This window comes from Rhizobium sp. LEGMi-198b (assembly GCF_054114205.1).
Map to the genome: position 1 here is coordinate 201,956 of NZ_JBSYVH010000005.1, position 25,172 is coordinate 227,127.

Annotated in this window: 20 protein-coding genes; 2 read left to right on the forward strand and 18 right to left on the reverse strand. The window is 58.0% G+C overall.

All coding sequences use genetic code 11. From position 1 onward, the window contains the following. Nucleotides 1–35: 35 nt before the first annotated feature. From sctR to ACXHXG_RS20240, 14 genes are all read right to left on the reverse strand, one after another. Complete coding sequence (gene sctR, locus ACXHXG_RS20175; protein ID WP_457900441.1) at nt 36–689, reverse strand: type III secretion system export apparatus subunit SctR; 654 nt, start codon at nt 687–689, stop codon at nt 36–38. After that, nucleotides 689–1,708, reverse strand: coding sequence for a type III secretion system cytoplasmic ring protein SctQ (gene sctQ / locus ACXHXG_RS20180; protein ID WP_457900442.1), 1,020 nt, complete (start codon nt 1,706–1,708; stop codon nt 689–691). The genes sctR and sctQ overlap by 1 nt, the downstream gene beginning before the upstream one ends. Next, nucleotides 1,708–3,024, reverse strand: coding sequence for a FliI/YscN family ATPase (locus tag ACXHXG_RS20185; protein WP_457900443.1), 1,317 nt, complete (start codon nt 3,022–3,024; stop codon nt 1,708–1,710). The genes sctQ and ACXHXG_RS20185 overlap by 1 nt, the downstream gene beginning before the upstream one ends. After that, nucleotides 3,017–3,580 (reverse strand): type III secretion system stator protein SctL, encoded by a 564-nt coding sequence (gene sctL / locus ACXHXG_RS20190; RefSeq protein WP_457900444.1) that lies wholly within the window; start codon nt 3,578–3,580, stop codon nt 3,017–3,019. The genes ACXHXG_RS20185 and sctL overlap by 8 nt, the downstream gene beginning before the upstream one ends. Next, nucleotides 3,577–4,203 (reverse strand): hypothetical protein, encoded by a 627-nt coding sequence (locus ACXHXG_RS20195; RefSeq protein ID WP_457900445.1) that lies wholly within the window; start codon nt 4,201–4,203, stop codon nt 3,577–3,579. Before ACXHXG_RS20195 ends, sctL begins: the two co-directional genes overlap by 4 nt. A 2-nt stretch (nt 4,204–4,205) precedes the next feature. Then, nucleotides 4,206–5,009 carry a type III secretion system inner membrane ring lipoprotein SctJ gene (gene sctJ, locus ACXHXG_RS20200; protein ID WP_457900446.1) on the reverse strand — a complete coding sequence of 268 codons (804 nt, stop codon included), beginning with the start codon at nt 5,007–5,009 and terminating at the stop codon, nt 4,206–4,208. A 5-nt stretch (nt 5,010–5,014) separates the two neighbouring features. After that, nucleotides 5,015–5,491, reverse strand: a complete 477-nt coding sequence (locus ACXHXG_RS20205; RefSeq protein WP_457900447.1) for a hypothetical protein — start codon at nt 5,489–5,491, stop codon at nt 5,015–5,017. A gap of 50 nt (nt 5,492–5,541) precedes the next feature. Beyond that, complete coding sequence (locus ACXHXG_RS20210) at nt 5,542–5,790, reverse strand: hypothetical protein (protein WP_457900448.1); 249 nt, start codon at nt 5,788–5,790, stop codon at nt 5,542–5,544. Between the two features lie 371 nt (nt 5,791–6,161). Further along, nucleotides 6,162–8,999: a hypothetical protein gene (locus tag ACXHXG_RS20215; RefSeq protein WP_457900449.1), complete on the reverse strand. Its 2,838-nt coding sequence runs from the start codon at nt 8,997–8,999 to the stop codon at nt 6,162–6,164. Nucleotides 9,000–9,304: 305 nt separating this feature from the next. Continuing rightward, nucleotides 9,305–11,872 carry a hypothetical protein gene (locus ACXHXG_RS20220; protein WP_457900450.1) on the reverse strand — a complete coding sequence of 856 codons (2,568 nt, stop codon included), beginning with the start codon at nt 11,870–11,872 and terminating at the stop codon, nt 9,305–9,307. Between the two features lie 1,233 nt (nt 11,873–13,105). Next, nucleotides 13,106–14,077 carry a helix-turn-helix transcriptional regulator gene (locus ACXHXG_RS20225; RefSeq protein WP_457900451.1) on the reverse strand — a complete coding sequence of 324 codons (972 nt, stop codon included), beginning with the start codon at nt 14,075–14,077 and terminating at the stop codon, nt 13,106–13,108. Beyond that, on the reverse strand, nt 14,074–14,355 hold the full coding sequence (locus tag ACXHXG_RS20230; protein ID WP_457900452.1) for a hypothetical protein: 282 nt from the start codon (nt 14,353–14,355) through the stop codon (nt 14,074–14,076). Before ACXHXG_RS20230 ends, ACXHXG_RS20225 begins: the two co-directional genes overlap by 4 nt. A gap of 773 nt (nt 14,356–15,128) precedes the next feature. After that, the gene (locus ACXHXG_RS20235) at nt 15,129–18,068 is read right to left on the reverse strand and encodes a sensor domain-containing protein (RefSeq protein ID WP_457900453.1); all 2,940 of its coding nucleotides are present in this window, start codon (nt 18,066–18,068) and stop codon (nt 15,129–15,131) included. Between the two features lie 1,064 nt (nt 18,069–19,132). Then, nucleotides 19,133–19,765: a TetR/AcrR family transcriptional regulator gene (locus ACXHXG_RS20240; RefSeq protein WP_457900676.1), complete on the reverse strand. Its 633-nt coding sequence runs from the start codon at nt 19,763–19,765 to the stop codon at nt 19,133–19,135. Between the two features lie 121 nt (nt 19,766–19,886). Here ACXHXG_RS20240 and ACXHXG_RS20245 point away from each other — a divergent pair, with 121 nt between their 5' ends. Then, nucleotides 19,887–20,630 (forward strand): SDR family NAD(P)-dependent oxidoreductase, encoded by a 744-nt coding sequence (locus ACXHXG_RS20245; protein WP_457900454.1) that lies wholly within the window; start codon nt 19,887–19,889, stop codon nt 20,628–20,630. Nucleotides 20,631–20,813: 183 nt separating this feature from the next. Continuing rightward, a complete protein-coding gene (locus ACXHXG_RS20250; protein WP_457900455.1) occupies nt 20,814–21,746 on the forward strand; it encodes a zinc-dependent alcohol dehydrogenase family protein in 933 nt (310 codons plus the stop codon). Between the two features lie 236 nt (nt 21,747–21,982). Here ACXHXG_RS20250 and iolE read toward each other — a convergent pair whose 3' ends face one another. The 4 genes from iolE to ACXHXG_RS20270 are packed head-to-tail and all read right to left on the reverse strand — an operon-like array spanning nt 21,983 to nt 25,137. Continuing rightward, nucleotides 21,983–22,900, reverse strand: a complete 918-nt coding sequence (gene iolE / locus ACXHXG_RS20255; RefSeq protein WP_457900456.1) for a myo-inosose-2 dehydratase — start codon at nt 22,898–22,900, stop codon at nt 21,983–21,985. 54 nt (nt 22,901–22,954) lie between these two features. Further along, entirely contained in the window at nt 22,955–23,248 is a 294-nt protein-coding gene (locus tag ACXHXG_RS20260; protein ID WP_457900457.1) for a MurR/RpiR family transcriptional regulator, read from the reverse strand. Nucleotides 23,249–23,302: 54 nt separating this feature from the next. Beyond that, on the reverse strand, nt 23,303–24,322 hold the full coding sequence (locus tag ACXHXG_RS20265) for a Gfo/Idh/MocA family oxidoreductase (protein ID WP_457900458.1): 1,020 nt from the start codon (nt 24,320–24,322) through the stop codon (nt 23,303–23,305). Nucleotides 24,323–24,342: 20 nt separating this feature from the next. Further along, nucleotides 24,343–25,137, reverse strand: coding sequence for a TIM barrel protein (locus ACXHXG_RS20270; RefSeq protein ID WP_457900459.1), 795 nt, complete (start codon nt 25,135–25,137; stop codon nt 24,343–24,345). Nucleotides 25,138–25,172: the final 35 nt, after the last annotated feature.

The following is a 25,172-nucleotide window of genomic DNA, read 5'->3' on the forward strand; positions in this document are numbered from 1 at the left end:
GAACCGATGCTTTCAGCGTTTTTGAGAGGGTGTGGTCACTGCGCATAGGACAGAACCAGACCTTCCAGCAATCGCCGCCAGCCGTCGATCGAGACGAAGAGCAGCAGCTTGAGCGGTGTGGAAACGACGGTCGGCGACATCATCTGCATACCGAGCGCGACCAGAATGGCGGAGACGGCGAAGTCGATCATCAGGAAGGGCAGATAGATCAGAAATCCGATTTCGAATGCCCGCGTCAGTTCCGAAACGAGGAAGCTCGGCGTCAGCACTGTGATGTCGTCGGAGGCAATGGGGGTAACCGGCGCGTTTGCCCAGATCTTCTGCGAGGCCTGCACGAAGAAGTCGCGGACCTCGGCATCGGAAAATTTCAGCATGAAATCCTTCAGCGGTGCCGTCACCTTGACCATGCCGTCCGCCATGCCGCCGATCGTGGCGAAATCGCCGCTATGGGCAAGCAGCAACTGCCAGCTGCTCTGCAGCACCGGGTTCATCACGAAGGCCGAGAGCACGATGGCGATAGCGAAGACCAGGAGATTCGGCGGCGTCTGCTGGATGCCGATCGCATTGCGCACGATCAGCAGGACGACCGAAATCTTGGTGAAGGAGGTTGCGATCACGGCAATGACCGGCAGCATCGAGATCGCCGCCATCGCCAAGAGGCTCTGCGCAAGAGGAAAGGTCTGTTCCATCAGTCGTGCAGCGCCGTGACGCGAACGGCGCTCAGTCCATCCACGGAGATGATTTCGCCGCGTCCGATGACACGTCCCTGGGCGATGATATCGACGGCATCCGACAATGGCCTGTCGAGATTGAACACGTAGCCTTCGCCGATCGTCTCGAGTGTGCGAAGCGGAAGCTCCAGCCGTCCTGCATCGAAGACCAGCTTGATCGGGATGCTGTTGACAGGCGACGGACGCGGCTCGCCCTGCAATTCCTGATCGACGGTTTCATTCGTCATGAAATGCCTCATTGGTCCGGTTGGCATCGACAGAAGCGGCTCAGTGAGGACCGTGCCTTTGTCCGATCGCATGCAGGTTGCAAGGTAACGTTCACCCGTGATCGCGATCACGGTCTCCGGCGCTCCCCCATCGATGACGATGCCGTCCCCCAATCGCAGGGATTTGATCTCAGCGACCGACAGGGCGGCATAACCGCGCCGGATGCTGACGGTCGTCGTCAGGGCATTGAGCGTGCGGCGCGGCAGGCGGCTCGCCCAGCCGACCAGCCCGCTAAGAAAAGCCTCGTTGAAGCGACCGTTCAAGGGCAGGCTCATGCCGTTCCAGCCGATTTCGAAGCCGAAATTGCCGCTGACATCCGGCTGCGGCTCGGCGCCGATTTCGAGCAGCGAAAGGCTGATGCCGATCTTGTTCTCGATTGCCTCGAAGGCCTCGGCGAATTGGTGTTCGACCACGGCCGCCTTTTCATACGGCGACAGCTTTTCCCAGAGGAGCAGCGGTTCAAGCCTTTCGGCCAGTAACCGCAATGCTCCTGCCGAAGCAACCAGCATGTGGTCCCGCTCGCCGACGCGGCAGAGAATGCCAACCGGATCGGCGATCCGCCCGGCTGCGATCTCAGGGGAGAGGGGACGAATGGAAAGTGCGTGGTCTCCGACGGGGATTTGCCAGGCGGCGCGCATCATCGTGTCGGAACGGGAAAAGAAGCTCTCGGCCATCGATGAGCGGGGCCATGCGGGCGCTGCGATATTCATCAGACAAGATCCTCGAGCGCTTCGACGATCGCGCCGAACGGCTGCGGCTTCCCCTGTCCGTTAAACAGGAACCGCTGGATGAGTCCGTGTTTGGCGATAGCCTCGTCGACGGCGGCATCGCGCCCTTCACGATATTCCCCGACGCGGATCAGCAGTTCCACTTCTTCATAGAGAGCGAGCAGGGAGCGCAGCCTGTCGGCTGCCTGGCGATGGCTCTCGCTCACCACCGCGCTCATCGTCCGACTTCGGCTGGCAAGCACATCGATCGCCGGAAAATTTCCGGCCCTGGCGATTTTGTCGGAGAGGACGATATGGCCATCCAGCAGCGACCTGGTTTCTTCGGCGATCGGATCGTCCTGCTCTCCGCCTTCGACAAGCACCGTGTAGAAAGCCGTCATCGTGCCATTAGCGCTGTTTCCGGCGCGCTCGAAAATTTGCGGCAGAACCGCGAATACGGAGGGTGGAAAGCCGCGCCGCACCGGCGGTTCACCCGCGGCAAGCCCTACCTCACGCAAGGCGCGCGCCATGCGGGTGACGCTGTCGATGAGGAGCAGCACATGTTTTCCCTGCTCGCGAAAATGCTCGGCGATCGCCGTCGCCGTCATGACAGCCTTAAAGCGCTCCAGTGCGGGCCGATCCGAGGTCGCGACGACCAGCGCAACATTCGATGGCGCACCTTCGGGCATGATGTCGGCCACGAATTCGCCGACTTCGCGGCCGCGCTCGCCGACCAGGGCGCAGACGATCACATCGGCGGCGCCGTTGGCGATGATCTCGGAAACCAGCGTCGACTTGCCGGCGCCAGGCGCACCGAAAATACCGATGCGCTGGCCCTGCCCGCAGGTCAGCAGTCCGTCCAATGCGGCAATTCCCGAGGCGAATGGCTGCCGGATGGGACGGCGCGACAAGGGATTGACCGGCTGAGCGTAGAGCGGCTGCCGGAAGCGCGCGCCATTGCCGGCAGGATTGGCGGAAGGACGCAGAATGTTCCCATGCGCATCGACGATTGCGCCAAGCAGGAAATCGCCGACGGAGATTGTGGGCTCCCGGCCGGTCGGGACGATTTCGGTGCGCAGCGAAATGCCGCGAGTTTCGCCGTGAAGTGAAAGAAGCGCCGTCTCACCGTCGATACCGACGACTTCGGCAAGGCCGATGCGCCCCCTGCCCGGCTCGTGCAATTCACAAAGCTCGCCGATCCGTACCGATGGGATGATTGCCCGGACGAGCAGGCCGGAAACGCTTTTCACGCGACCGCTGTGCCGTCGCGCTTCCGTCTCTTGGAGCGCCCGCTCCATGCGAACCAACGCGTCAACCATGGACGAGGACCTCGACCACGGTGGCGAGCTGGTCTTTCAGGCCAATCTGGCTCCGCCCCGCCGAGGTCTCCATGACGATCTCGCCGGGAACCATCAGCGGATCCGCCTCGATGCCAATGCGGCCATCGAGACCCGAAATCGCCTGGGCCATCACGGCCGCATCCTTGGGGGCGACATGCAGGGCAATCTCCTGGGCCTCGGCCGTCTCAGATATGGCGTGGTGGATCAATCGCCTCGTGCGCTCGTCGGCCTCCATCGACCCCAGGATCAATCCGATCGATTTCAGAACTACGGCCTCGATCCAGCCGTCGAGATTGGAAATCTCTTGTTCGGCTTTTCCGAGCGAGACGGCAAGCCGGGCGACCGCGTCGCGAACGCCCTGTTCGAAACCGTCGCGGTAACCGTCCCTGGCGGCCTGCTCGCAGGCGGCCGCGAGTGTGCCCTGCGATTGGGCGACCTCCTGGCGGGCAGCCTCAAGAATTTGCGCCGCCTCCGTGATCTGGCCAAAGCTCTCCGCCGAAATGATGCGGTCATGGCGTGCGAAGACCGAACTCATCGTCTACCGTTTTCCTGTATGGATGCGACATCGTCGACGGCCGCCGCCGCCAGGTCGAGAGCCGGACCTTTCAGCAGGGAAGCCGAACCGTTTTCGGCCATATCGCGCCAGCCTGCGGACCGCCAGGCTGCAGAGATCCCGTATTCGTCCGCTAGAACCGCGAGCATGGACCAGCCATCGGCCACGACGACATGACTTGCCAGTTCGCTCAGTAAATCCAGCGGGCTCGTCGCTATTGAAAGATGTGCGTGACCGAGAGCGAATGCGACCGCCTCCTCACCGAAGGCTGTTCTGAGCTTCGCAAGGGACGGGCGATCGACCCCGGGACAGAAGGCTGCGAGATGATAGGCGAGGCCTGCCTGGTGCGCTGCCTTTGCGCGCGCGGCTTCGGTCATGGAAATCAGGCGGCAGGCGCCATCCGAAAATGTCACGGGATCGCCATGGGCTTCCGCGATCTCAGTGAAAAGCCGCCGATGCAGTCGGGGCGACAAAAGCTTCCCATCAAGGAGCGGCCGGATTTCACCCCATCGGGCGGCCGACGCGATATCCGCGGAAAGCAGCGCTGCCTTGCGGACCTTCGCTGCATTCGAGATCGCCTCGCCATCGGAGCGGCGCGTGCGCATGCTCAGCGCTCCTTCCGCTGCGGCAATAGCAGCAGCAGGCATGCCCCGATGGCGAGGATGATTGCACCCATCACGCCGAGATTAGGCACCATGAAAGCCGAGAGGGCGCTTTGCGCCGTCGAGAGCGGCGCTGCAGCAGGTGCGAGCGCCACGGTTGTCGCCGGGGCAGGCGCTGCCGTTGCCGCCGGAGCCGGTTGCGCGCCGACCTCCGACCAGGGGCTGACCACCACCGAGACATCCTCGTAGGAGAGATCACGGATACTGTTGACCAGAACCGACCGACTTTTCATGTCAATCTCGGCGAGATTGGCGCCGGGGCGGTATTGCAGCACGGCGGCTGCCCTCGCCCTCTCCTTGATGAGCCCGCGGCCATTCTCCTCCGGCAGCACCACATGCACACGCGCCGAAGCGACACCGTCGAGCCCCGAAAGGGTTTCGGCGAGCTGCTGCTCAATGGCGTAGCTCATCCGGGCTTTCTGCTCGTAAGGTGTCACGAGGAAGCCGTTGCCGGGAAAGAGTTGGGCGACATTTCCGAACGACTGGCGCGGCAGGCCGGCGCCTGCGAGCAGCTCTATCGCCCGGGCATGATCGGCAGAATCGGCGATGATCGCATATGTCCCGCCCTTTTCGCCTTTCATCGTGACGGAGATCCCGGCGCGTTCGAGCAGCACCTGGGCGTCCAGCGCATCGCGCTTGTCGAGGCCGGTCAGCACGTCCTGGCTGCAGGCGGCGAGGAACAGGCAAAGGGCGAGCATCGTGGTCTTCGGAAGGACCTTGCGCGCTATCAAACGGGCCGATACGGTCATGATGCTTATTGGCCCTGCGTCAGCCGCTTGGAGGACGACATCACCGACTGAGTGAGCGACGACAGAAGCGTCGTGCCGGTCGCGAATTGCTGCGATTTCTCCAGCCGGTCGATCGATGCGGTTATGTCCTCGATCTTCGAGCCGCCGTGACCCTTGTCGGTGGCAAATCGCACCAGTGGCGTCTCAGGCTGGCCGGTTGCGGAAACGGGTATGAAGAATGCCGACAGCCGGTCGAGAATGCCGGAGGGATTTGTATTGATTTCCGCCGAATAGGACGGGGGAACGGCGTCGGATTGAGGCGCGATCTTGCGGCTCTGCGCGTTCGGAATGGATGTGAGTTCGGTTGGTCGGACGCCTGCGAAATCCGTCGGCTGCGGGCCGATCCGCTCCGCCACGATTGCCGAGGTCTTCAGGACATTGCCGATCGAAATCCCATCGACCGGCGGCGTGAAGGCGCGGCCGGAAAATTCTTCTCCACTCATTGCAATTCCTCAACTCGGTACACGTCAACTGCAAACGATGAACGGGAACGCTACTCGTCGCTGCCTTCGTCGATCGCCTCCTTGGCGAAATTGAAAATCGAATTGTTCAGCATCAAGGTGTTCGAGATCATACTCGGCAGAAACGCGTCCACGGCGGCGGAGAGAACCTCGTTCTCGCTGTTGGGATCGACCTTTTTCGTCGTACTGCTGGTGGTGCCTGTCTTGTCTGTCGTCAGCTCCACGGAGACGGAGTTTGCGGGCGTTAGGTTCAGGTCGGAATTCACTGCATCTACGGCCATATGAGCACTTCCATCGGGGAGTTATCAAAATGAATGCGTGTTTTGATATGGAGAAAAAAACGCCAGGTCAATTATATAAACTTAACAAATGGTTAATTTTTGCCATTTAGAGTATGTTTTGACAGTTTTATTAGATATTATATTATGATGTAATGCTTTTATACGAAAAGCGCATCAAATATCCAAAATACGCTTCACGTTATACTTGAACTATTGCGCAGAAGCGAGCGCGACTCCTCAGCACCGATGGCGAGACCGCACGACGTGCGATCGAACGCTAAGAGCTTGCAGAATGAGGCAGGCAAGAGACGACAAAGGCCCGGATCGGTGACCACCGACCGGGCTTTTGAATATTCAGAAAGCGGCCTGGGTCAGCCGACCACCATACCGCGGCGCTTCTCGACATCTGCGGTGATCGCATCCCAGTTCTCAGGCGAGAGCTCGCGCTGTTCCGGGTCGCGCGGCGCCGGATTGACGCCGCCCTTGGCGCCGATGATCGGACCTGTTTTGGCGTAGATGCCGACCGTATCGTTGACGGTGCGCTTGAGCATGTCGTTCATCATGTCGGTCTGCTTGTGGAAGGCCTTCTCCTGCTTGATGCTCTGGTAGATGGTGAAGCCCGACCAGGTTGCCCAGGATACCGCGCTAGCCACCGCAAAGGCGAAGGAGAAGCCGCCGGAGACCAGGGCAACCGTCGCGCCTGTGCGTCCGAGGAAGGTGGAATTCACCAGCATGTTGGCAACGCCTGTCAGGCCTTCGATCGCGCCAATCGTATCGGCCGAGACCCCGGTGCCCATGAAGATGAGGTCAACCGGGTCGCCCGTGCCGCTCGTAAGCCCTTGCAGGAACTGATAATATTCCACTGGCAACCAGGCGACGCCGGCGACGGCGCCGACCGTCGTCCCAGCATTCTTGAAGAAGGCGGAGAGGACGCTGCGCTGCGCCCGTGCCAGTTCGTCGGAAACGCCGGCGAGCGAACCAATCCCGTCCAGTAGCGAAAAATTCGAAGCTTTGATCGCCGAGCCGAGCGCACTGCCCATATGGGCGAGAGCGCCAAGGGCATGTAGAACGACGACGCCGATGCTGTCCCAGGTCGGGTTCGTCATGTTGAGACCCGCATAGATGGAACGAGAAGCCGTGAGCACCGACATCACGCCGGAGGACAGGGCCGCCTTGTATTTGGCTGGATCGACTCCTGCCGGCGCCAAAATGGCGGTCTTGTCGATCAATTTGGTAAGCTCGGTCTTGATCGTCTCGACGCTGCCGCTCGGACGCATCGTCGCCCAAAGCGCGGTGAAGATCGCCGTGAAATTGGTCTTGTATTGCGCCATGGCCTCGGCATTGCCCTTGAACAGGGTTTCCGCCAGTGCATCGAGGCTCGGGGCGATGATCTTCTTGATCGCATCCTCGGCGGTCTTGCTGTCGACGATGATCGGATCGATCACATCCGCGCCGGGCATCAGCGTCTTCATCAGGCCCGACATGGAAAGTCCCATGTCCTTCAGGCTGGATGTCAGATATTCGCTGTCGATATAGGGCAGATCGAGACTTTGGATGGTCTTGCTCCAGCCATTGTCCTTGGTGGCGAACATGCGCTCGGCGATCCAGGCGTCGCCGCCGCTGCCTGCAAAGAAGCGTCCGTCGCCTGAGCCGTTGGCGGCGATCCCCTTGCCGGCCAAGCCGGTGCCGATCATGATCATCGCCATGACGTCGTTGAACGAATAACTGGCGAGATTGCTGGAGGGCAGCGGCGAGATGCTCTTGTTCCATTCCGGATTGGCCGGCATCTTCGAGACGAGGCTGGCGCTCATGACGAGCCCTTCCAGTGCGGTCTGCACCGCATGGCGGTAGCCCCAGACTTCCTTGCCGCCAGGTGCTGCCAACTGCGACGTCAGGCGCTCGAGGTTGCCGGCGAGATCGCCGATGCCGATTTCTCCGGCACCCACCTTGTCGAGCAGCGGGGCGAGAAGCGCCTTGACGTCGGCCTTGAACTGATCACCTACATCGGCGCTGTCTCCCCCGTAAAACTGGTTGGCCATCGCCTGGATGGTCGGGTTGAACAGGTGGGTAATATTGTTGGGCACCACCCTGCCGAACTCGGAAGCCGCAACCTTCTTCAATCCCTCGAGGTCGATCTTGAGATCCGGAAACAGACTGCCGCCGAGTCCGGGCAACAGGTCGAAATCCACAACCGGCAGGATGGAGTCGAGCCCCTTCAGTTCCCGCTCGCTCTTATCGCCGGCCAGTCCCAACCGGATCAGGCCATCGAGCGCCGTCGTCGGATCGGAGATCGTCGGCAGCACGTTCTTGTCAAAGAACTCGGCATAGGTCTTGTCGGCGATCGCCGAGCGTTGCTTCACGAAATCGTCCGGAAGCACCATGGAATAGAAGCCGAGCGCGGAATTATATTCCTTGAGGATCGTTGCCGTGTCCTTGCCGGATTTGAGCCCGTCGTTCAGCAGGCCGCCATTGACGATGTCGCGCTCGAAGGCATCCTCGACCTTCCCGCGCAGGTCTTTTATCTTCTCATCGCGCGTGATCGTGTCGTTGATGATCTCTGAGGGATCCTTGTTGGTATCGGCCGGCGCAACGCGATAACCCGAAAAGATCAGCTTGAAGGCCTTCAGTGTTTTCTCGGTCATCAGCGAGTTGACGTCGGAATCCGAGCCGAGAATGGCGATCGACTTGTCGAGATCCTTCAGGATCTCCTGGTCGTTATAGATGCCGCGCTGGTTGTCACCGAGGCTATCCTTATATTTCCCGAAGATCGCCCTGGTCTGGAGAAGATCGAGATACATGATCAGCGTCTGCTCGGCAGTGTAATTCTGCGGGTTTTTAACGACGTCGATGCTTTCGAAAGACTTATCCTTGTCCTTCAATCCTTCCATGAAGCCCTGGTTGATCTCGCTCATGAAGTCGGAATTGAACAGGAGATCGATGACCGGCTGGATCAGCGCGGTAGGGCTGGAAGCGCCATTCGATGTGCCGGCCAGCGAAACGAACTTCGAGCTGGTCGTCTGCGCAGATGTCAACGGGAAAATCGTCGAGCCTGTCGTCGCCGTTCCGTCAGAGGCAAAAGGCGATGCCTTCTTGACCGTGGTGCTCGTGGTCTGGCCTGAGGAACTTTCGGAGCTCGAATTCGAATCGACATTTAGCCGGAGAAACGAAATCCCATCGGATTCCGAGGATGCTGGTGCGATCGATGACATGCGTTCCCTTTGATCTTCTTGTCCGCTTTTGCGGATCGACGTCGTTTACCTCGCATTCACTATATGAACGGCCTTTGAAAAATAATTCAAGTTTGAGATGCAGATACCCTCCAATTCGCGAAAGAAGCCAATAGAGGTCAGTCGAACTTTTGCGAGCGAGAAGCCGGTATGACGGGCGCTGAACTTTCCGCGCTTTCCACGCCACGGAGAGAAACTCCTCCCGAAGGAGAAGCTTCTGTTGCAACGGTCACGTGCATTTAATCTTGAGGGGCCCCGCCATCGGCAACTGAGGCCGCGATCTTTCTTCACCAGATGAACGACGGATCCGGCCGGAACTCGAGATACACGGACTCGCCCATATACCGCTCCAGCTTCTCGTTCAGCTTCTTTTCCGTCTCATCGAGCTTCTTCACGCCGTTGGCCATATCCCACAGACCAAGCGCCAGTCCCACGGCGGAGGCAACGAGGCCGGTGACCAGTCCGGCTGCGGCAAGACCGGCTTTCGCGGCGTTGCTGAAGATGGTGACCGCTTCCGGCGCTACTGTTCCGAGTCCGGAGAGGGCGCGGGACATGGCGTTGGTGAGATAGAGCATCGCCTCGGAGAAGCCGATGAGCGCATTGCCGGTGCCGGCAACCCCGCCGATGATTTCGAGCGCGCCCTTGGCGCGGTCACCAGCCTTAATTGACCGCGACGCCGAGTAGAAGCCGAGGCCTGCCATGGCGAGCCCGCCGGTGGCACCGAGGATCTTTCCTGCCGCTTCCATCGTTTTGGGCGAGAAGCTCATGGAGATACCCTTGCCCCAGCTGCCGGCCTCATTGCTGAAGGCGCTGAACGGCTTGCCCGCAACATCAAGGTTCTTGCCTAGCCCTTCCATCGTCATGCCGACGATTTGCGTCGCCGAGCCGACAGCGGCCGCGATATCGGTCGACGTCCACGTGCCGCCGACGCCGAGGCCGCGCGCCACCAGCACGCTCGACATGCTGAACATCTGGACGGCATGGACGAGGCCGGCCTTGTACACCTCGGCATCGATACCGGAGGGCGTACGGGTCTGGCGTGGCAGATCGAGCGAATCCTTGAAGGAGGCGAGTGCGTCGTCGAGTTTCATGCCGCCGCGCACCATGCGCAGAACGCCGTCAACGTCGCGCGCTATGTCCTGCGCCAGATTCTGCTTCAACTTTTCTCCGACATCCGCCGGGCCGTTTTTGCTGATAAAATCCTGGGCGAACTTGTTTGCCAATTGGCTGATGGCGTCGTTCGTCGCGCCATCCGAGCCCGACAACAAGGGCGCGAAATCGACCCCCTGGCCGTCGCCGATATAATGTTCCTTGATGATATTCGAGAAGGTGACGTTCGCGGCGCCGATATGCGCGTCGATATAATCCTGAGGCAGGAGATCGACGAGCATGTTGAGCTCGGAATAATAATCCTTCAAGGCATCGTCAAAGCTCTTGCCAGCGCTCAGCGCCCGGTCGATCGCCTTGCCGCCGCCGATATCGATCAGATAGGCATCTTCAATGTTGGTGAGCAGATCGGAATTCTCCGGGCGCTGCAGATATTCCTTCATGCCGCTCGCGAAGGTATCGGAGAGATACTGCTGCGTCGCAGGAGCGGCCGTCAGTTTTTTAATCCGCGCGTAGAGGTCGTTGCCGACGCGCTCGCCGTCCGGCACACTGTCGCCATACTGGTTCATATAGCCGGTGTACTGCTGCTTGATCTCGAGGAGATCGTAAAGCAGCGCCGCTTTCTGCTCCGGCGTTAGCTGATCGAGGTGGTCCATATTGTTGGGTGCGACGAAATTCCGGTCCACGTTCTTCACGGCGTCGCCGAGAATGCTGTATTTGAGTTCGTCTAGCTTCTTCAGCGTCGGCTCATAGGCGGTCGACGGCGTATAGCCGCGTAGCACGTTGCTTTCCAGGACGTCACTCTCCTCGATCGGGCGCTCCACGACCGGGTCGATAACATCCGACATGATGGACCCCATCTTCTTGAGGCTTGAGGTCAGGTATTCGCTATCGATATAGGGCAGGTCGAGACTTTGTATCGTCTTGCTCCAGCCATTGTCCTTGGTGCCGAACATGCGCTCGGCGATCCAGGCATCGCCACCGCTGCCTGCGAAGAAGCGACTGTCTTCGGGGCTATTGGCTGCGATCCCCTTGCCCGCTTCTCCGGTGGCGATCATGATCGCCACCATGACGTCGTTGAACGAATAGCCGGCGAGATTGCTGGAAGGCAGCGGCGAAACACTTGTGTCCCACTCGGCATTGGCCGGCATCTTCGAAACGAGGCTGGCTCCCATGACCAGCCCTTCGAGGGCCGTCTGCACGGCGTGACGATAGCCCCAGACCTCCTTGCCTCCGATTGCCGTCAATTGCGACGTCAAACGTTCCAGAAGACCGCCAAGGTCAGCCTGCCCGACTTCTCCCGAAGCGATCTTGTCGAGCAGCGGACCAAGAAGCGCCTTGATGTCGGCCTTGAACTTGTCGCGGACCTCGACGCTGTCCGACCCGTAAAACTGGTTGGTCATCGCCTCGACCGTCGGGTTGAACAGATGGGTGATATTGTTGGGGACGGTGCTGCCGAACTCGGAAGCCGCAACCTTCTTCAAGCCGTCAAGATCGATCTTGAGATCGCCAGCCGCACCGGTTTCGGTCGTGCTTGCATTAGCATCGGCCAGTATCGCGGAGCCGCCGCTTTTGGTCGACGTAGACCCGACAAAGACCACCTGTCCGCCGCCTGTCGGAGCAATCCTGCGTATTTCGCTTACGTCGATGGTTTTCGCCGATGCGGAACGATCGGTCACGTCTTTCTGGCCAGTGTCCACGACCAAGGCTTCAACCTCACCCGATCCGCTGCCAACGCGCTCCAACATTATTTCATCACTCCTGATCGACGGCCACACTCGGCTCTCGTTAGGTCAGAAGCTTTTCAGTTATGTGACAAAGTCGGACGTATTCGCAGAGCAGCATAAACTTATGACTACTCAACATAATTGGCATGGACAGCTAAGATTGGAAGCACACTGAATAGTTCGAGTTTAACAGATCATATAGCGATGACGAGACGCTGGGAACCGCTGAAGAGCGCGATGTTGCCTGGTCGATCTCGCAAGAGCCCGCAGTCGAAGGCTCAAACTCGCCAGCAAAGCTCACTGCGTCATAGGGGCCGAGCGTAGCTTCGCCCGTTACTCCCCAACCGAGCGCATCGGCTGCCTTTCCACCCTCGCTCTTCGCGGTGACCAGTGCGTCGCACTCCTCCCGAGATTGGGCCGATGCAGGCGCTTTGGGCAATTGCGATAGAAGCCTAGTCTCCAGCCCTGGAACCCGCGATCTTACACTCGGGTGTAACCTCGACGTTCTGGCTCCCCGCATTGGCACTGCCACCCGGAAGAAAAGCCAACAAAAGCGATGCGCCCAGGCCGAATAGCTGCCGGCCGCTGGTGTCACGATAGCCTCCGCGGGTAGCCTTTCCATGACATCGCCCATCTGAATCTGGCTAGGCACGACGGGATGCTGTCAGGCTTTCGAAATAGTCCGCGGGTGCCTTTGCGACCCAGCCCTGCCGTGTCGGAAACGCAATCGGCCCCAGTTGAACCGCGTGGAAAGGAAGCCGCTGACGGTCGCATTGATCGGCAGCTTCGCATGATAAACTCGACTGAGCTTTTCCGCGCGAGCAGTCCGTCATTGCGGCGAGGCCTGATCGCAGTATTAGGCTCGAACTCAACTGGCGGCACTTGACGAATCCGCCAAACCGACATGAGCAAAAAGCTGAGAGCTTTTCTCACGGATCTCGCCCTACGCGCATCGGAGAGAGCTGCCAGCAAGCGTCTCGTCTTCATCGACCAATCCTCGGGGCCCGTCGGCTGCGTACCATTTCACAGGCCTGGCAAATCTTTCCGCCAACCGACACGGCCAACGGCATATATCGAGGATGACACGTGACAGCTGCTGACGGAACCGGAGAAGGTTCGGGAATCTTCCTCTGCCTACGAGCCGCAACGAGCAGCTGAGTTCCTGAGGACTGCCGTTCTCCTTTGGCAGCCTACAGGGGCACGCTGCCAAAGGAGGCGTCGAGCCTTCTCGGTTTTAAGCCTATACGGAGGTGTTCAGGGTTGCCGGGCCAAATCGACGGATGGCAGCACACCGAATGCAGTGCGGTATTTATGGGAAAACCGGCCGAGATGGACGAAGCCCCAACGTCGCGCGATCTCGGCGATTGATGATGACGGCGACGCCTCAATCAAATCCCGGCGCACGCCTTCGAGCCGCAGTTGCTGAAGGTAGCCCATAGGTGTGACGTTCAGGAATCGACGGAAATTCTGGTGGAGAGCGCCCGTACTTACGCCGGCGGCGGCCGCCATATCCGAAACCGTTATTGGCATAGCAAAATGCGCTGTGGCGAAATCCGCAGCGCGCTTTATCTGGCGCGGCGTTATAGCATGGACCGGAAGATCGATCTCGGACAGGGAGTGACGGAGGTTTTGCACCATCAACAGGCTGAACATCTCCTTGAAGCTGGCGAGCGCGATCGGCGACATAGCGAGATCAGTACTGTCCGATGTGTTTTCCTTGAAGAACCTGATGAGATTAAGCAATTGTACCGCGGGCCCGGAGGTCATGTTTTGCAGCGGGTCAAACTCGAATCTCGTGGGAACCGCACGTTCATATGTTTTGACGAGCGCATCAACGATCACCGAACGCGGCACGCAGAATCCCTCGGCGACAGACGCACTACCGATCGAGACGCCTGAATAGCGATCAGCCGACGTCACCAGTCCACAGCTCGGCGTAACGAGGTGCCGTGCATCGCCGATCGATAGCTGATAATATGTACCGTGCTCGAGGAAGAACATGAAATCGTCGCTTTCGATATCGACCGAAAACTCCCGGGCTGCAGAACTTGACCCGGACCAGCCGCCAAAACCATCGATCGCATGCACCCTGAACGAAAAGAGAGCGCGACAATCACTACTGACGGGCCTGTATGCCTCGCAGCCCTTTTCCGTCGAGAACCACTGCACAATTTCGGCCGCGGTGAGCGGAGCTTCATTCAAATTCGCAATTAGGATTCCTGTCAAATGGCACCCATCTCGCGGTCCTTGTGTCCTCGCTGAATCATCCTTGGGTTGTTCTGATTGACTAGTCCCGATAGATCGGCTTTCCAATCCGCGCCCACGACCGTTTCAATCCTAATCTGTCCGGGATTATCGATCAGGGCCTCCATAGCCGATGAGCTGATCGGTTTGTTATTGCTGAATGTCACCGTTTGATGGGTCGTCTGCGAAAAGTTGTAAAATGCTAAGAATGCAGCATCAGAAAGCGCGAGACTGCCGACAACAGCGAGGGAACGGAACACGTATCTTCGTAAACTAATATTCACATTGGTCTCGAGTTGTTAGTGGTCCCGATCTGAACCGCATTAGCGCTCGAACGGCAGGAGTGAATGCTCTGTATACGAAGGATTATTCAGTTTTTGGATTCGCTTTTGGAAAACGGTACTCCACCGCTGCTAACCCCTCGGAAAGTAACGCATCAGGAGCCGGCGCTCGCCAGCATCGAGTCAATTTTCGAAGCAACCGTTCAGTTTTTTGTTTGAGTAATAGGCTGATCCACTGAACACCACGCGCATCCTGAACCGGCGGGCCTATCGGTCGGGACCCTGTGTAGGTATTGTCCGAACAAACAGGGCTTGCTCTTGGCGGCCTTGGAGCGGCACCTCGAATATCTACCGGGGGCCAATCGTGCCGAAAATCCTCACCGCCCGAAAGAGAGTTATGAAGATCGATCTTCAGCCAAAGATGAAGCAAGCACAGGTCTCACCTTCTCTATCACGATAGCTTGGAACTCGGCGCGCGCGTGGGGCGCAGATTCCGGGTCCTTACCGAAACGGATCTGTTCGTCTCAAGATCCTCCAAGAATGCGCCGATAAAAGGAGCGACCAAATCCCGCATTGTCAACTGAGATGGGGATTTCCCAAGGCGTGTCTGTGCGAACACGAACAGGAGCATGAAGGTGTCGCGATAGGAGGCAATGGTGTTGGAACTTACGCCGCGATGCCTCATGAGCCGATCTGTGAACCACCGCTCGATCCGAACTTCATGCCCAAACTTGCCAGGCCAAGGCCGTGGATCAACCGCCTGAATGATCCTCGAAATATTTGGCAAAGTCATGCAAAGCAACTGGCTTTCCAAAAAGATAACCTTGGCCGATTTTACAGCCGAAGCCATTCAGACTGGCGGCTTGTTCGTTCGTCTCGATGCCTTCTGCCACGATGGTCATTCTAAGCGCATCGGCGATCGACGTGAAAGCCTTCACCAGTTCGGTGCCACGATCATTCTTGCCCATTTGAGCGATGAAGAAACGGTCAATCTTAAGAACGTCGATGGGAAAACGACTGAGGTAAGCAAGAGCCGAATGGCCAGTCCCGAAATCGTCAATAGCAACGCTCAGCCCCATCGCCCGCAGCTTTTGCAGCGTCGTTTGAACACCGGGCTCGTCATTGAGTAGCAAGCTTTCGGTGATCTCACACTCCAACCATTCTGCTTGGCAACTAGTCTGCGTTAAGGCAATTTCGATCTGTTTCGCGAGATCGTTCTGCTTGAACTGCCGGGGCGAAAGGTTGACGGCAATTTTCAAGGGCTTCAGACGCTTGGAGTTCCAGTCGACAGCCGTTTGCGCGGCTGTTCGAATAACCCAATCGCCAATCTCAACGATGGTTCCATTTTCCTCAGTGATGGGGATGAAGGAATCGGGCATCAGAAGTCCAAGCTCAGGATGCCGCCAGCGCAGTAATGCCTCGGCACCAATAATCTCGCCGGACGAGAGGTCCACCTTCGGCTGGTAATAGAGTTCCAGCTCTTTGTTGGCACATGCTGTGTGCGAGGCGTTACCAAGGTTCACCCGTAGCCTCGCTCGGGCGGTAAGCGCTTCATCGTAATACTGAAAATTGTTGCGGCCTCGCGCCTTCGCCTCATACAGTGCGGCGTCTGCGTGCGCAAAGAGATCGCGAGGGGAGGCGCCATCGTCGGGATAGCAGGCTATCCCCAGACTGCCCGATACTAGCATATCGCGACCCTCCATATGGAAAGGGCGGGCAATCGCCGCCAACAGCCGGTTGGTGATGTCCGATACATTTTGCCGGTGTCCCACATTCTGCAGAAAGATCGCGAATTCGTCGCCGCCAAGACGGGCAAAAGTGTCGGATTGCCGCAGCTCGACAGAGAGACGCTCGGCGACCTCGCACAAGAGCTGATCGCCTGCCGCATGGCCGAGTGTATCGTTCACGTCTTTGAAATTGTCGAGATCCAGTATGACGAGCGCGAATTGCACATCCTTGGCTTCAGCATCAGCAAGTGTGGTTTCAAAGACGCGATTGAACCAGGCCCTGTTGGGAAGTCCGGTAAGGGGATCGCGATAGGCAAGCTTCTCTATGTCCTCCCTGTGCGAAACGGCTTCTGTAATATCGCGCATCACTACCAGAACGGTTGACACCTTGCCGTCGGCATTGATTTCCGGTGTAAAGTGGGCATGCAACCAATTGTGTGATCCGGACGAGGATATATAACTCGTCTCCAGGTCGGCTTCTTGGCCGGTCCTCAGGACCGATCGCAGCGTGTCAAGATAGTCAGTGGGAATCCCTGTGATATCGTCTTCGGTCGCAGGGAGACCGATGACATCCTTTGGATCAATTCCCCTCAGAAAGCGGCGCATCGCAGGATTGGCATGCAGTCGGCGAAGTTCGCAATCATAACGAATCATACCATCAGGGGAGTGTTCCACGAGAGAAGCGATTTCGCATGATTGCCGCTTCAGTGTTTCCTCCATGGCCTTACGGTCATGAATATCTAGGAGCGTCCCCACCACCCGGAGCGGCCGACCCTGTTCGTCGCGTTCGAGGATCTTGCCGATATCCTCGACCCACTTGTATGACCCATTTCGTTGTCGAATGCGGATTTCAGCTCTGTGCAGAGGAGTATCGCCGTTCGTATGTTGCATCCGGCTCTCAACATAATCCTTGATATCCTCTGGATGGATGCTGGCGAGCAAGCTTTCGTCAGAGAAAAGTTCCTTCAACTCAACATCGAGGATTTCGCAGGTGCGTGGTGAGTAGAATGCCCCATTTTGGTTGCTGTTCCATTCCCATATGCCAATTCCGGTACTTTCAAGCGCGAGTTCGGAACGAATCTGAGACGTAGATAACTCGGCTTGCGTTTTCCGGAGCTCCGTGAGGTCCTGCACAAAAGCGAGCAAGCACAGAGTTTCGTCGGGTCGTGTAAGATCCCCGGAGATGATCGCTATCTCGACCCGAGTATCGATCAGATGCCCGTCGCGATGGAAGTATTGCTTAGAGATTGTGGTACGTCCGTTGCCCGCCTGTAGAAGAGCCTGCATCGCCTCGCGATTGACGCTGATATCCCCGACGGGCGTAACTTCATGGACGTACCCCCCGGAAAGCTCCTCACAAGTATAACCCAGCATTGCTGCGAGTGCGGCATTTACTTTCAGATAGCGACCATCGGAACCGATAAGGGCAGCACCAAACGGTCCAAATTCGAATGCTTCGCGGAACAGCCGTTCGCGCTGATCTACACTGTCAAGTTCGTATTCATATGCAACACCTGCGAGAATCCTCGAGTGGCGGTAGTGTCCACCCTTATGGCATCGAAACTGAACGAATTTCACGAAGGACTCGGGTATCCGAATCTGTAGTGTTAGCTCTTGCCACTGATCGCTGTTCGCCGGGACTTGGCGGAGAGCTATCTCTTGCAGCCAAGGCGCCAGCGCAGCACGTACGGTACCCCGCATGTGCTGCCGATCGACTTGCTCTGGTAACTGGTTGAAAAGTCGATCGAGCTCGGCGGACCACCACAGATCACCCGTTGCCATGTCGAATGACCAAGAAGCCAAATTGGCTGTCGATACGTAGAAAATCTGATGGCTTCTTTTTCTATCAACGGCAATGACCTCAACCAAAATGTCAGAATGCTCCGTCTTGGCAAAGGAGTCGGCCGACTGAACCTCCAATCGCTTGAAGGCCGGACGGGTTGTGTGGACGTGTTTTCCAATCATGAGATCGATTTACGACAAGCCGAAGCCTGTGCCCTTCTAAGATTTTTCCATTTGTCTCATGCACAGTTATTCTCGATTTCCCGGACCAGGAGGCGTGATGCAAAACTGATGGCTACCGAATTGCAATGCGATGAATACGAGTATCGTTGCAACTGCGGCGCGCTCCCATCCCCGAAAACGCCGCCAAGCCCATGGGAAGTCGCATTCCAGTCATGTACAACTCAAGGCGATGATGTTGACAGCGATGCTGATAGCTAATAGCCGCGCAAATAAGAGAGAGATCTTGCTTAGGATTTTGATGTTGTTGAAGGCAAACATTAACATGCTCTTTCCTGGATTGCCGTCCGACTTTTAAGATACCACTCGCGCTGTCCGGAGCGCGCAGAACACTACGCAATCGTGCACTTCAGATTTTCGGGATAGCCGCCGCGAATCATTCGGGCGGGAGTTCGACGTCAACAGCGGCGATTCATAATTGAGTGAGCGGATGTCAATCGGTGCAGTGCGTCGTCTGGCACCAACATCTGCAGTATGAAAATTAACAAGATGATATCTCGGTACCGACGGCGAGCTTTCCGTGTATAAACCGGATAGAGTTGAAGTAATTGGATATTGCTATCTGATGCCTGTCTCTGCTCAGGTTTGCGGTCGGTGGCAAGTTCGAGTGATAGGCAATGCTGTTGATTGAGAGATGGCCAGAACATCCAGTATGATGTCCGATACTAGAAATAAGAGGAAGCGATCCGTGACGATTTCGATGTTGGGCATCGACATGGAAAGAATAGCTGCAGCGTAGCAATAAGGCGCAGTGATTGTGCCCCACAGTGCGACGGCTCATCGAGTTTGGTGGCGAGATGTTGAAGTGCGTCGGTGAGATGGAGGCTTTTTGCTGTGCTCACCACGTCGGACGGATTCCCGTCCCGGAATAAGGAGGTTGACTGATTTTGCCAGGTAGACCCACCACGCACGGGCTGAATGCGCGGCGGCGCAGCTACGACGGCGTCATCCGGGCCGGAGCCGCGCCACATCCGCAACATGGCTGAGCTGTTGTGGGCGAGATCAGATTACTTTCGTGCAGAATTCCGGTCTAGTTTGTCACCGACAGTGATCGCCCCATAGCGCAACCCGTCCATGAATAAGCCCACCATACGCTGCGGATCAATCGGCCCACCGCAACTCGGAGGCACGCATAACATCCCGACGCCGTGCAAGAGTTCGGAAACCTTCACACCAGCTCGTATTTGGCCGTCGGTAGCTGCTGCATCCAACAGCTTTTGAACCAAGGGGCCAAGTCGCTCCAAAAAATATGCGGGCAGACCCTCCAGTGCCGGATCGCCCGAATTGAAGGCGGCCGCCAGCCCACGATGTGCGGCTATGAAATCAACATAGTGCTTGACCCATAGCTCAAGCGCCTTGCCCGGCGGGTTTTCAGCGGCCAGCATCTTCGCTGCCTCAACGGACTCATCAACTTCTTTGCGAAAGACCGAGACAACAAGATCGGAACGCGTCGGAAAATGGCGGTAAAGCGTGCCGACACCGACCCCTGCCCTGTCAGCGATTTCGCGTATGGGCACGTCGAGCCCAGCCTCGGCAAACACCTCCGATGCTGTTTGAATAAGCGAACCAATGTTGCGTCGTGCGTCGGCTCGCCGGCGCCTACCCGCCACCTGTTCCCCAGCATCATTGGACGATGTCATTTCCTCGGACAATTTTTGACCCCTTGATAAACGGAACATGATTCCGTATATGGCTAAGCGGACGATCGTTCCGTATATCGCATGAAGGATCGTTCTTGCCAAGTCCACATGGAGAATAGACATGCATAACAAACCAGTCGCGCTCGTCAGCGGAGCAAACAAAGGGATCGGCCTGCAAATCGCAAAAGACCTCGCGCAGCAAGGCTTCACTGTGCTTGTCGGTTCGCGACGATTTGAAGCCGGCGAGAACGTTGTCCAAAGCGTCGGACCCGATGCGCAAACCATTCAGCTTGATGTGACTGATGAAGCCTCGATCGCCCAGGCGGCGAAGCGAATCCGCGTGACCTATGGCCGTCTCGATGTTCTCGTGAACAACGCAGGTGTCGGACATGGTGGTGATCCGGGACGGAGCAATGCCCAAATCATGGCGGAAACGCGTTTGGCTGTCGTTGATCTGGACGAACTCCGGACCGTATTCGCCACGAACGTTTTTGGCGTCGTCGCGGTCACACAAGCGATGCTGCCGCTTCTTCGCGAGGCGCCGGCGGCAAAGATCATCAACATATCCAGCGCGACCGGTTCCCTGGCACTGAATAGCGATCATTCGAACATGCTTCGCCAGTACACCAGCACATACACGGCCTCGAAGAGCGCCCTAAATGCGGTCACGCAAGCGCTCGCGATCGAGCTCGAAGGCACCGACATCAAGGTTCACGCTGTTTGCCCGGGTCATACCGCCACCGACATGAGCGAATATGGCGGATCGGTCGAGGACGCAGCGCGCGAGCCGGTGCGGGTCGCTCTGCTTGGAACGGACAGCCCCACGGGCACCTTCTCGAATGCACAGGGTGCACTGCCTTGGTGAACTGGCTAGCGCGAGAGGCCGCTGATTGTCAGCGGCCTCTCGCGCTTGAATAGAACCTCATAATCACTCAAAAGTGTCGTGACTTTACGACGTGCAGCCCGTCGGGAGAAGCTCGTGTCTAAAACAGCAAAAATCGTACAATTCCATAAGCTCGGAGGCCCCGAGGTTCTCCAGGTCGAAGCCATGCCGATCCCCAATCCCGGACCGGATGAAGTGCGCCTCCGCATCAAGGCATTCGCGTTGAATCGCGCGGAAGCGCTTTTTCGCCAGGGACATTACATTATTCAGCCTCAGTTTCCGTCAAAGCTCGGCTATGAAGCCTCTGGCGTGATTGAAGCCGTCGGCCCAGGTGTGGACGAGAGCCTGATTGGGAAGGTATTTAACACCATCCCCAATTTCAGCTTCAGCAGTTACGGTGTCTACGGCGAAGTCGCTGTCGTGCCTGTCTCGTCGCTCGGCACTTATCCCGATCATCTCACGCCGGAACAGGGTGCCTCCATCTGGATGCAGTACCTCACCGCCTATGGGGCCTTGGTGCACATTGCGAATGTTGCTCGCGATGATTTCGTCATGCTTCCGGCGGCAAGCAGCAGCACCGCGATTGCAGCGATGGAGGTTGTGAAGGCCGAGGGCGGCACAGCCATCGGCCTTACGCGGGCTGCGAAGAAGAAAGCTGATCTTCTGTCTCTTGGCTATGACCATGTGATCGTCAGCGCGGATGAGGACGTCGTTAAACGCGCGACGGAAATAACCGATGGCAGAGGCGCCCGGATCATTTTCGATCCCGTTCTCGGAAGCGGCATCGAGGTGCTGGCTCAGACCACCGCCTACAAGGGCATCTACTTCGCCTACGGTCTGTTAGACCAGCGACCGACCCCTTTTCCGGTTTGGCCGACCATGTCGAAAGCCCTTACGCTTCGAGGCTGGGCATTCCCGGAACTGTTTCGCGACGCGGAGGCCTTGAAGAAGGCGAAGGATTATATTTTCAAACATCTGAGTGAGGGCACCCTGAAACCGACGGTCGGCAAGGTTTTTGCTTTGGACCAGATTGCAGAAGCTCACCGCTTCATGGACTCGAATGACCAGATCGGAAAAATAGTCGTGAAGATCGAATGATATTCCTCGCGATCAACTTTTTTGCTCGCGTTGCCCTGCCCGTCGAAGTCGCCGTGATACGCAGGAGGAGCACTCTGGAGGAGGTGGTCTGTAGTGGTTGGTCAGCGCCCGCCACTACTCATTAAAGCCGATCTCTGCCGCTGGCTGCTCTACGGCGTCGGCATACTGGGTTGTATCAACTGTCCTTACATCTCCAATCGGTATTCCCAGTCCGTCAGGAATGCCGTCGCTAGCGGTCACATCGAGTGGTTTGCAAAGACTGTTGATAGATGTGCCATCGCCTGCGTCACGGCGGCTTTCGGAGGTGCATTTGCCGGATCCTGTTCCGCCTCGACCACGAGCCATCCCTGATAGCCGCCATTTCGCACAAACGCCCCAACCTGAGCAAAATCCACCATTCCATCGCCTGGAACGGTGAACATCCCCGCCCGCACCCCCGCATTGAAGCTGAGATCGAGCTCGCGGACGACATCCATCACCGCGCCGCGCACGTCCTTCAAATGGATATGGACAATGCGGTCCCCGAAGCGGTCGATCAAGCGACCATAGTCAAATCCACCGGCAGCGCAATGTCCGGTATCCAGAAGAAGGCCGACCTCAGGTCCAGTCTTGTCGAAGAGGCGAGAGACCTCGTCAAAGGTTTCTGCGACCACCATCAAATGGTGATGGTAGGCCAGTTGCAGCCCATACTCGCCGGCAATGCGTCTCGAAAACTCCGTCAGTCGGGATGCATAGGCGGCAACATCCTCTTGAGGCATGATCACCCGCTCAGACATCGGAATGTTGAGGGGTGCTCCCGGCGCCATCATTGCAACCTCTCCATAGACCATCACGTTGCAATCCATAGCGCGCAACAGGCTGGCATGACCTGCGACAGCGCTCATTTCGTCGTGGATGCTCCCCTCTGCAAGTTCGCCGGAGTGCCAGCCGGACACAAGTGCAAGATCATGACCCTTTAATAGGGGACGCAGCACGCTCGCCTCACGCGGAAACTTTCTGCCAAGCTCAACGCCCTGGTAGCCGACGCCAGCCGCATCGGCGAGGCAGGACTCCAATGAGATATCCGCGCCTAGATCTTCAAGAACATCGTTCGCCCAGGAGAGCGGGCTGACTGCGAGCCTCACGCCTGCCGGTAGAAAATCAATGCTGTTCATGCTTCCTCCGTGATCGCGCCGCGCCAAGAGCAAGATCGACATGTTTGCGTTTGATTAGAATGGACGGTTGCTTGCCGCAATCGATCGCAGATGCTGCTGAAACAGCAGCTTGAACTCTTTGAAATTATCGAAGCCAAGGGCGCCCGCTACGCGCATGACTGTCGATGGCGACACGACGCACTCGCTTGCAAGAGAGCTTATGGTCCCGAACGCCACAATGTCTGGGCGTGCAAGCGCGGTACGTGCAACGCGTTCCTGTTGCTCGGGCAATCGCAGACCTGCGGCAACAATCATGCCCTTCAGCTCACTGACACTTTTTGGCTTCGTTAACGTCTGATGCGTGCTCATGAGACCGTTCTCGCGTAGGAATTATGGTGCGCCGGTATGCGGCGCACCGTGCTTTCATCTCAGAACGACCGGTTGCTTTTTCGAGACGGACTCAATGGATGCCAGCGCGATCGCCAGCGCATTGCGGGCATCGGCGCCACTGGGAGCATCCTTGAGCTCGCCGGTTCGCACTGAATTGACGAAGGACGCGAGTTGGGCGGTGTAGCCCTGAACGAAATGATCGGTGTCGCGCCGCCAGGTATTGTTGGACACGCCATCCTTGTCGAAGAGCGTCATGCTTGAGCGGCGGACATCGCCCATTGTTACCATGCCACCCGACCCGAAGACTTCGCCCCGAATGTCGTAGCCGTATAGAGCCGAGAAGTTCGCCTCTGCGACGGCGACGGAGCCATTGTCGAAACGGATATTCACGACGGCGGTATCGAGGAAACCCTTCTCCCTGGCGTCCGGCCGGACGAGCGCGTCCGCCATCGCAAAGACCTCGGCGGGCCTAGCCCCAGGGTTCAGCCAGAGCAAAGTGTCGAAGTCGTGGATGAGCGTCTCGTAGAAAATCGTCCACAGCGGGATCTTGTCAGGGTCGGTGCCGAAAGGACCCGGATCGCGTGTTAACGAGCGGATGAGCTGTGGCGTGCCGACCTTTCCTGAGACGATCGCGGCACGCCCTTCGGCGAAAGCCTGATCCCAACGCCGGTTGAAACCGACCTGGAGTGGGACGCCCGCGGCCTTTGCTGCAGCGATACCCCGGTCCGCGTCCTCGAGGGTAAGTGCCATCGGCTTTTCGCAGAAAATCGCCTTGCCCGCTTCAGCCGCCTGTACCAGAACGTTGGTGTGAAAGCGCGCGGGTGTCGCAATGATGACGGCGTCGAGGCCCGGATGAGCGAGCATCTCGGCTACGTCGGTAAAAGAGGAATCAATGCCAAGTTTGTCTGCGAGCTTCGCAGCCGCGCCGGGCGCAGGATCGGCGATCGTAACGAGATCGGCATCCACGAGCCGCTTAGCGACGCTTTCGCCATGGAAGGAGCCGATGCGTCCCGCACCAATAAGTCCTACATTAACGGTTTTGACCTTTGCCATGAGTTAGTCCTGTTTCCTGATTAGAGAGTAAATGCTTCGCGGAAGGCTACGAGCGCGTCGTCGGAGTCCCCGGCGGCCCAGGCTTCCATCCCAATCGGGCCTGAATAGCCCATCTTGCTCAGAGCCTTGGCGACGCCCTTCCAGTTGACTTCGCCGGTGCCCGGCTCGCAGCGTCCAGGGACGTCGGCGACCTGGATTTCTCCGATCCACGGCAGAGCCTTTCGGCACAATTCAATAAGGTTTCCTTCACCAATCTGCGCGTGATAAAGATCGAGGTTGAGACGAAGTCTGGGATGGTCGATGCTGGATACGAGCGCCAGCGTGTCCTCGGCGCGACCGAACGGAACCCCGGGATGGTCGACGGGCAGGTTGAGGTTTTCAAGGGTGAAGACGACGTTCTCCTCGTCGGCCATATCGACGATCCGGCTCAGGGTGTCTCGCGCCTTTAGCCACATCGCCCCGGTGACGGCTTCGATCGGCTGCACCGGTAGCCCGCGGTCGCCGAGACCAGTGCCGTGCAGATTCAGGCGCTGGACGCCGAGGCGCTTGCCGACCTGAGCGGTCTCGCGGGCGGTCTTCAGCAGTTCGTGCGCACCGTCGTCGTCAGTGAGCCGTCCCCTCAAGTAGCCGTTCATGATGGTGAACGATGCGCCCGTAGCCTCCAGTTTGGCGAGGTCGTGTTCGGGCCAGTTCCACAGCCCGACGCCGAAGCCCAGGTCCTTGAGCCGGGATGCGCGCCATTCGATCGGGCGGTCGCGCCACAGCATCTCGGCGCAGGCCGCCAGCGGAAACGCGGTGGTATTGGAGTTTCTCATTGGGGTTTTCCTAACTTTTGGACATCAGTGGTCGT

Bases quoted from the DNA above. Each gene is read 5' to 3' on its own strand.
- sctR (WP_457900441.1), bottom strand. From the start codon at position 689: ATGGAACAGACCTTTCCTCTTGCGCAGAGCCTCTTGGCGATGGCGGCG.
- sctQ (WP_457900442.1), bottom strand. From the start codon at position 1,708: ATGAATATCGCAGCGCCCGCATGGCCCCGCTCATCGATGGCCGAGAGC.
- ACXHXG_RS20185 (WP_457900443.1), bottom strand. From the start codon at position 3,024: ATGGTTGACGCGTTGGTTCGCATGGAGCGGGCGCTCCAAGAGACGGAA.
- sctL (WP_457900444.1), bottom strand. From the start codon at position 3,580: ATGAGTTCGGTCTTCGCACGCCATGACCGCATCATTTCGGCGGAGAGC.
- ACXHXG_RS20195 (WP_457900445.1), bottom strand. From the start codon at position 4,203: ATGCGCACGCGCCGCTCCGATGGCGAGGCGATCTCGAATGCAGCGAAG.
- sctJ (WP_457900446.1), bottom strand. From the start codon at position 5,009: ATGACCGTATCGGCCCGTTTGATAGCGCGCAAGGTCCTTCCGAAGACC.
- ACXHXG_RS20205 (WP_457900447.1), bottom strand. From the start codon at position 5,491: ATGAGTGGAGAAGAATTTTCCGGCCGCGCCTTCACGCCGCCGGTCGAT.
- ACXHXG_RS20210 (WP_457900448.1), bottom strand. From the start codon at position 5,790: ATGGCCGTAGATGCAGTGAATTCCGACCTGAACCTAACGCCCGCAAAC.
- ACXHXG_RS20215 (WP_457900449.1), bottom strand. From the start codon at position 8,999: ATGTCATCGATCGCACCAGCATCCTCGGAATCCGATGGGATTTCGTTT.
- ACXHXG_RS20220 (WP_457900450.1), bottom strand. From the start codon at position 11,872: ATGTTGGAGCGCGTTGGCAGCGGATCGGGTGAGGTTGAAGCCTTGGTC.
- ACXHXG_RS20235 (WP_457900453.1), bottom strand. From the start codon at position 18,068: ATGATTGGAAAACACGTCCACACAACCCGTCCGGCCTTCAAGCGATTG.
- ACXHXG_RS20240 (WP_457900676.1), bottom strand. From the start codon at position 19,765: ATGACATCGTCCAATGATGCTGGGGAACAGGTGGCGGGTAGGCGCCGG.
- ACXHXG_RS20245 (WP_457900454.1), top strand. From the start codon at position 19,887: ATGCATAACAAACCAGTCGCGCTCGTCAGCGGAGCAAACAAAGGGATC.
- ACXHXG_RS20250 (WP_457900455.1), top strand. From the start codon at position 20,814: ATGCCGATCCCCAATCCCGGACCGGATGAAGTGCGCCTCCGCATCAAG.
- iolE (WP_457900456.1), bottom strand. From the start codon at position 22,900: ATGAACAGCATTGATTTTCTACCGGCAGGCGTGAGGCTCGCAGTCAGC.
- ACXHXG_RS20260 (WP_457900457.1), bottom strand. From the start codon at position 23,248: ATGAGCACGCATCAGACGTTAACGAAGCCAAAAAGTGTCAGTGAGCTG.
- ACXHXG_RS20265 (WP_457900458.1), bottom strand. From the start codon at position 24,322: ATGGCAAAGGTCAAAACCGTTAATGTAGGACTTATTGGTGCGGGACGC.
- ACXHXG_RS20270 (WP_457900459.1), bottom strand. From the start codon at position 25,137: ATGAGAAACTCCAATACCACCGCGTTTCCGCTGGCGGCCTGCGCCGAG.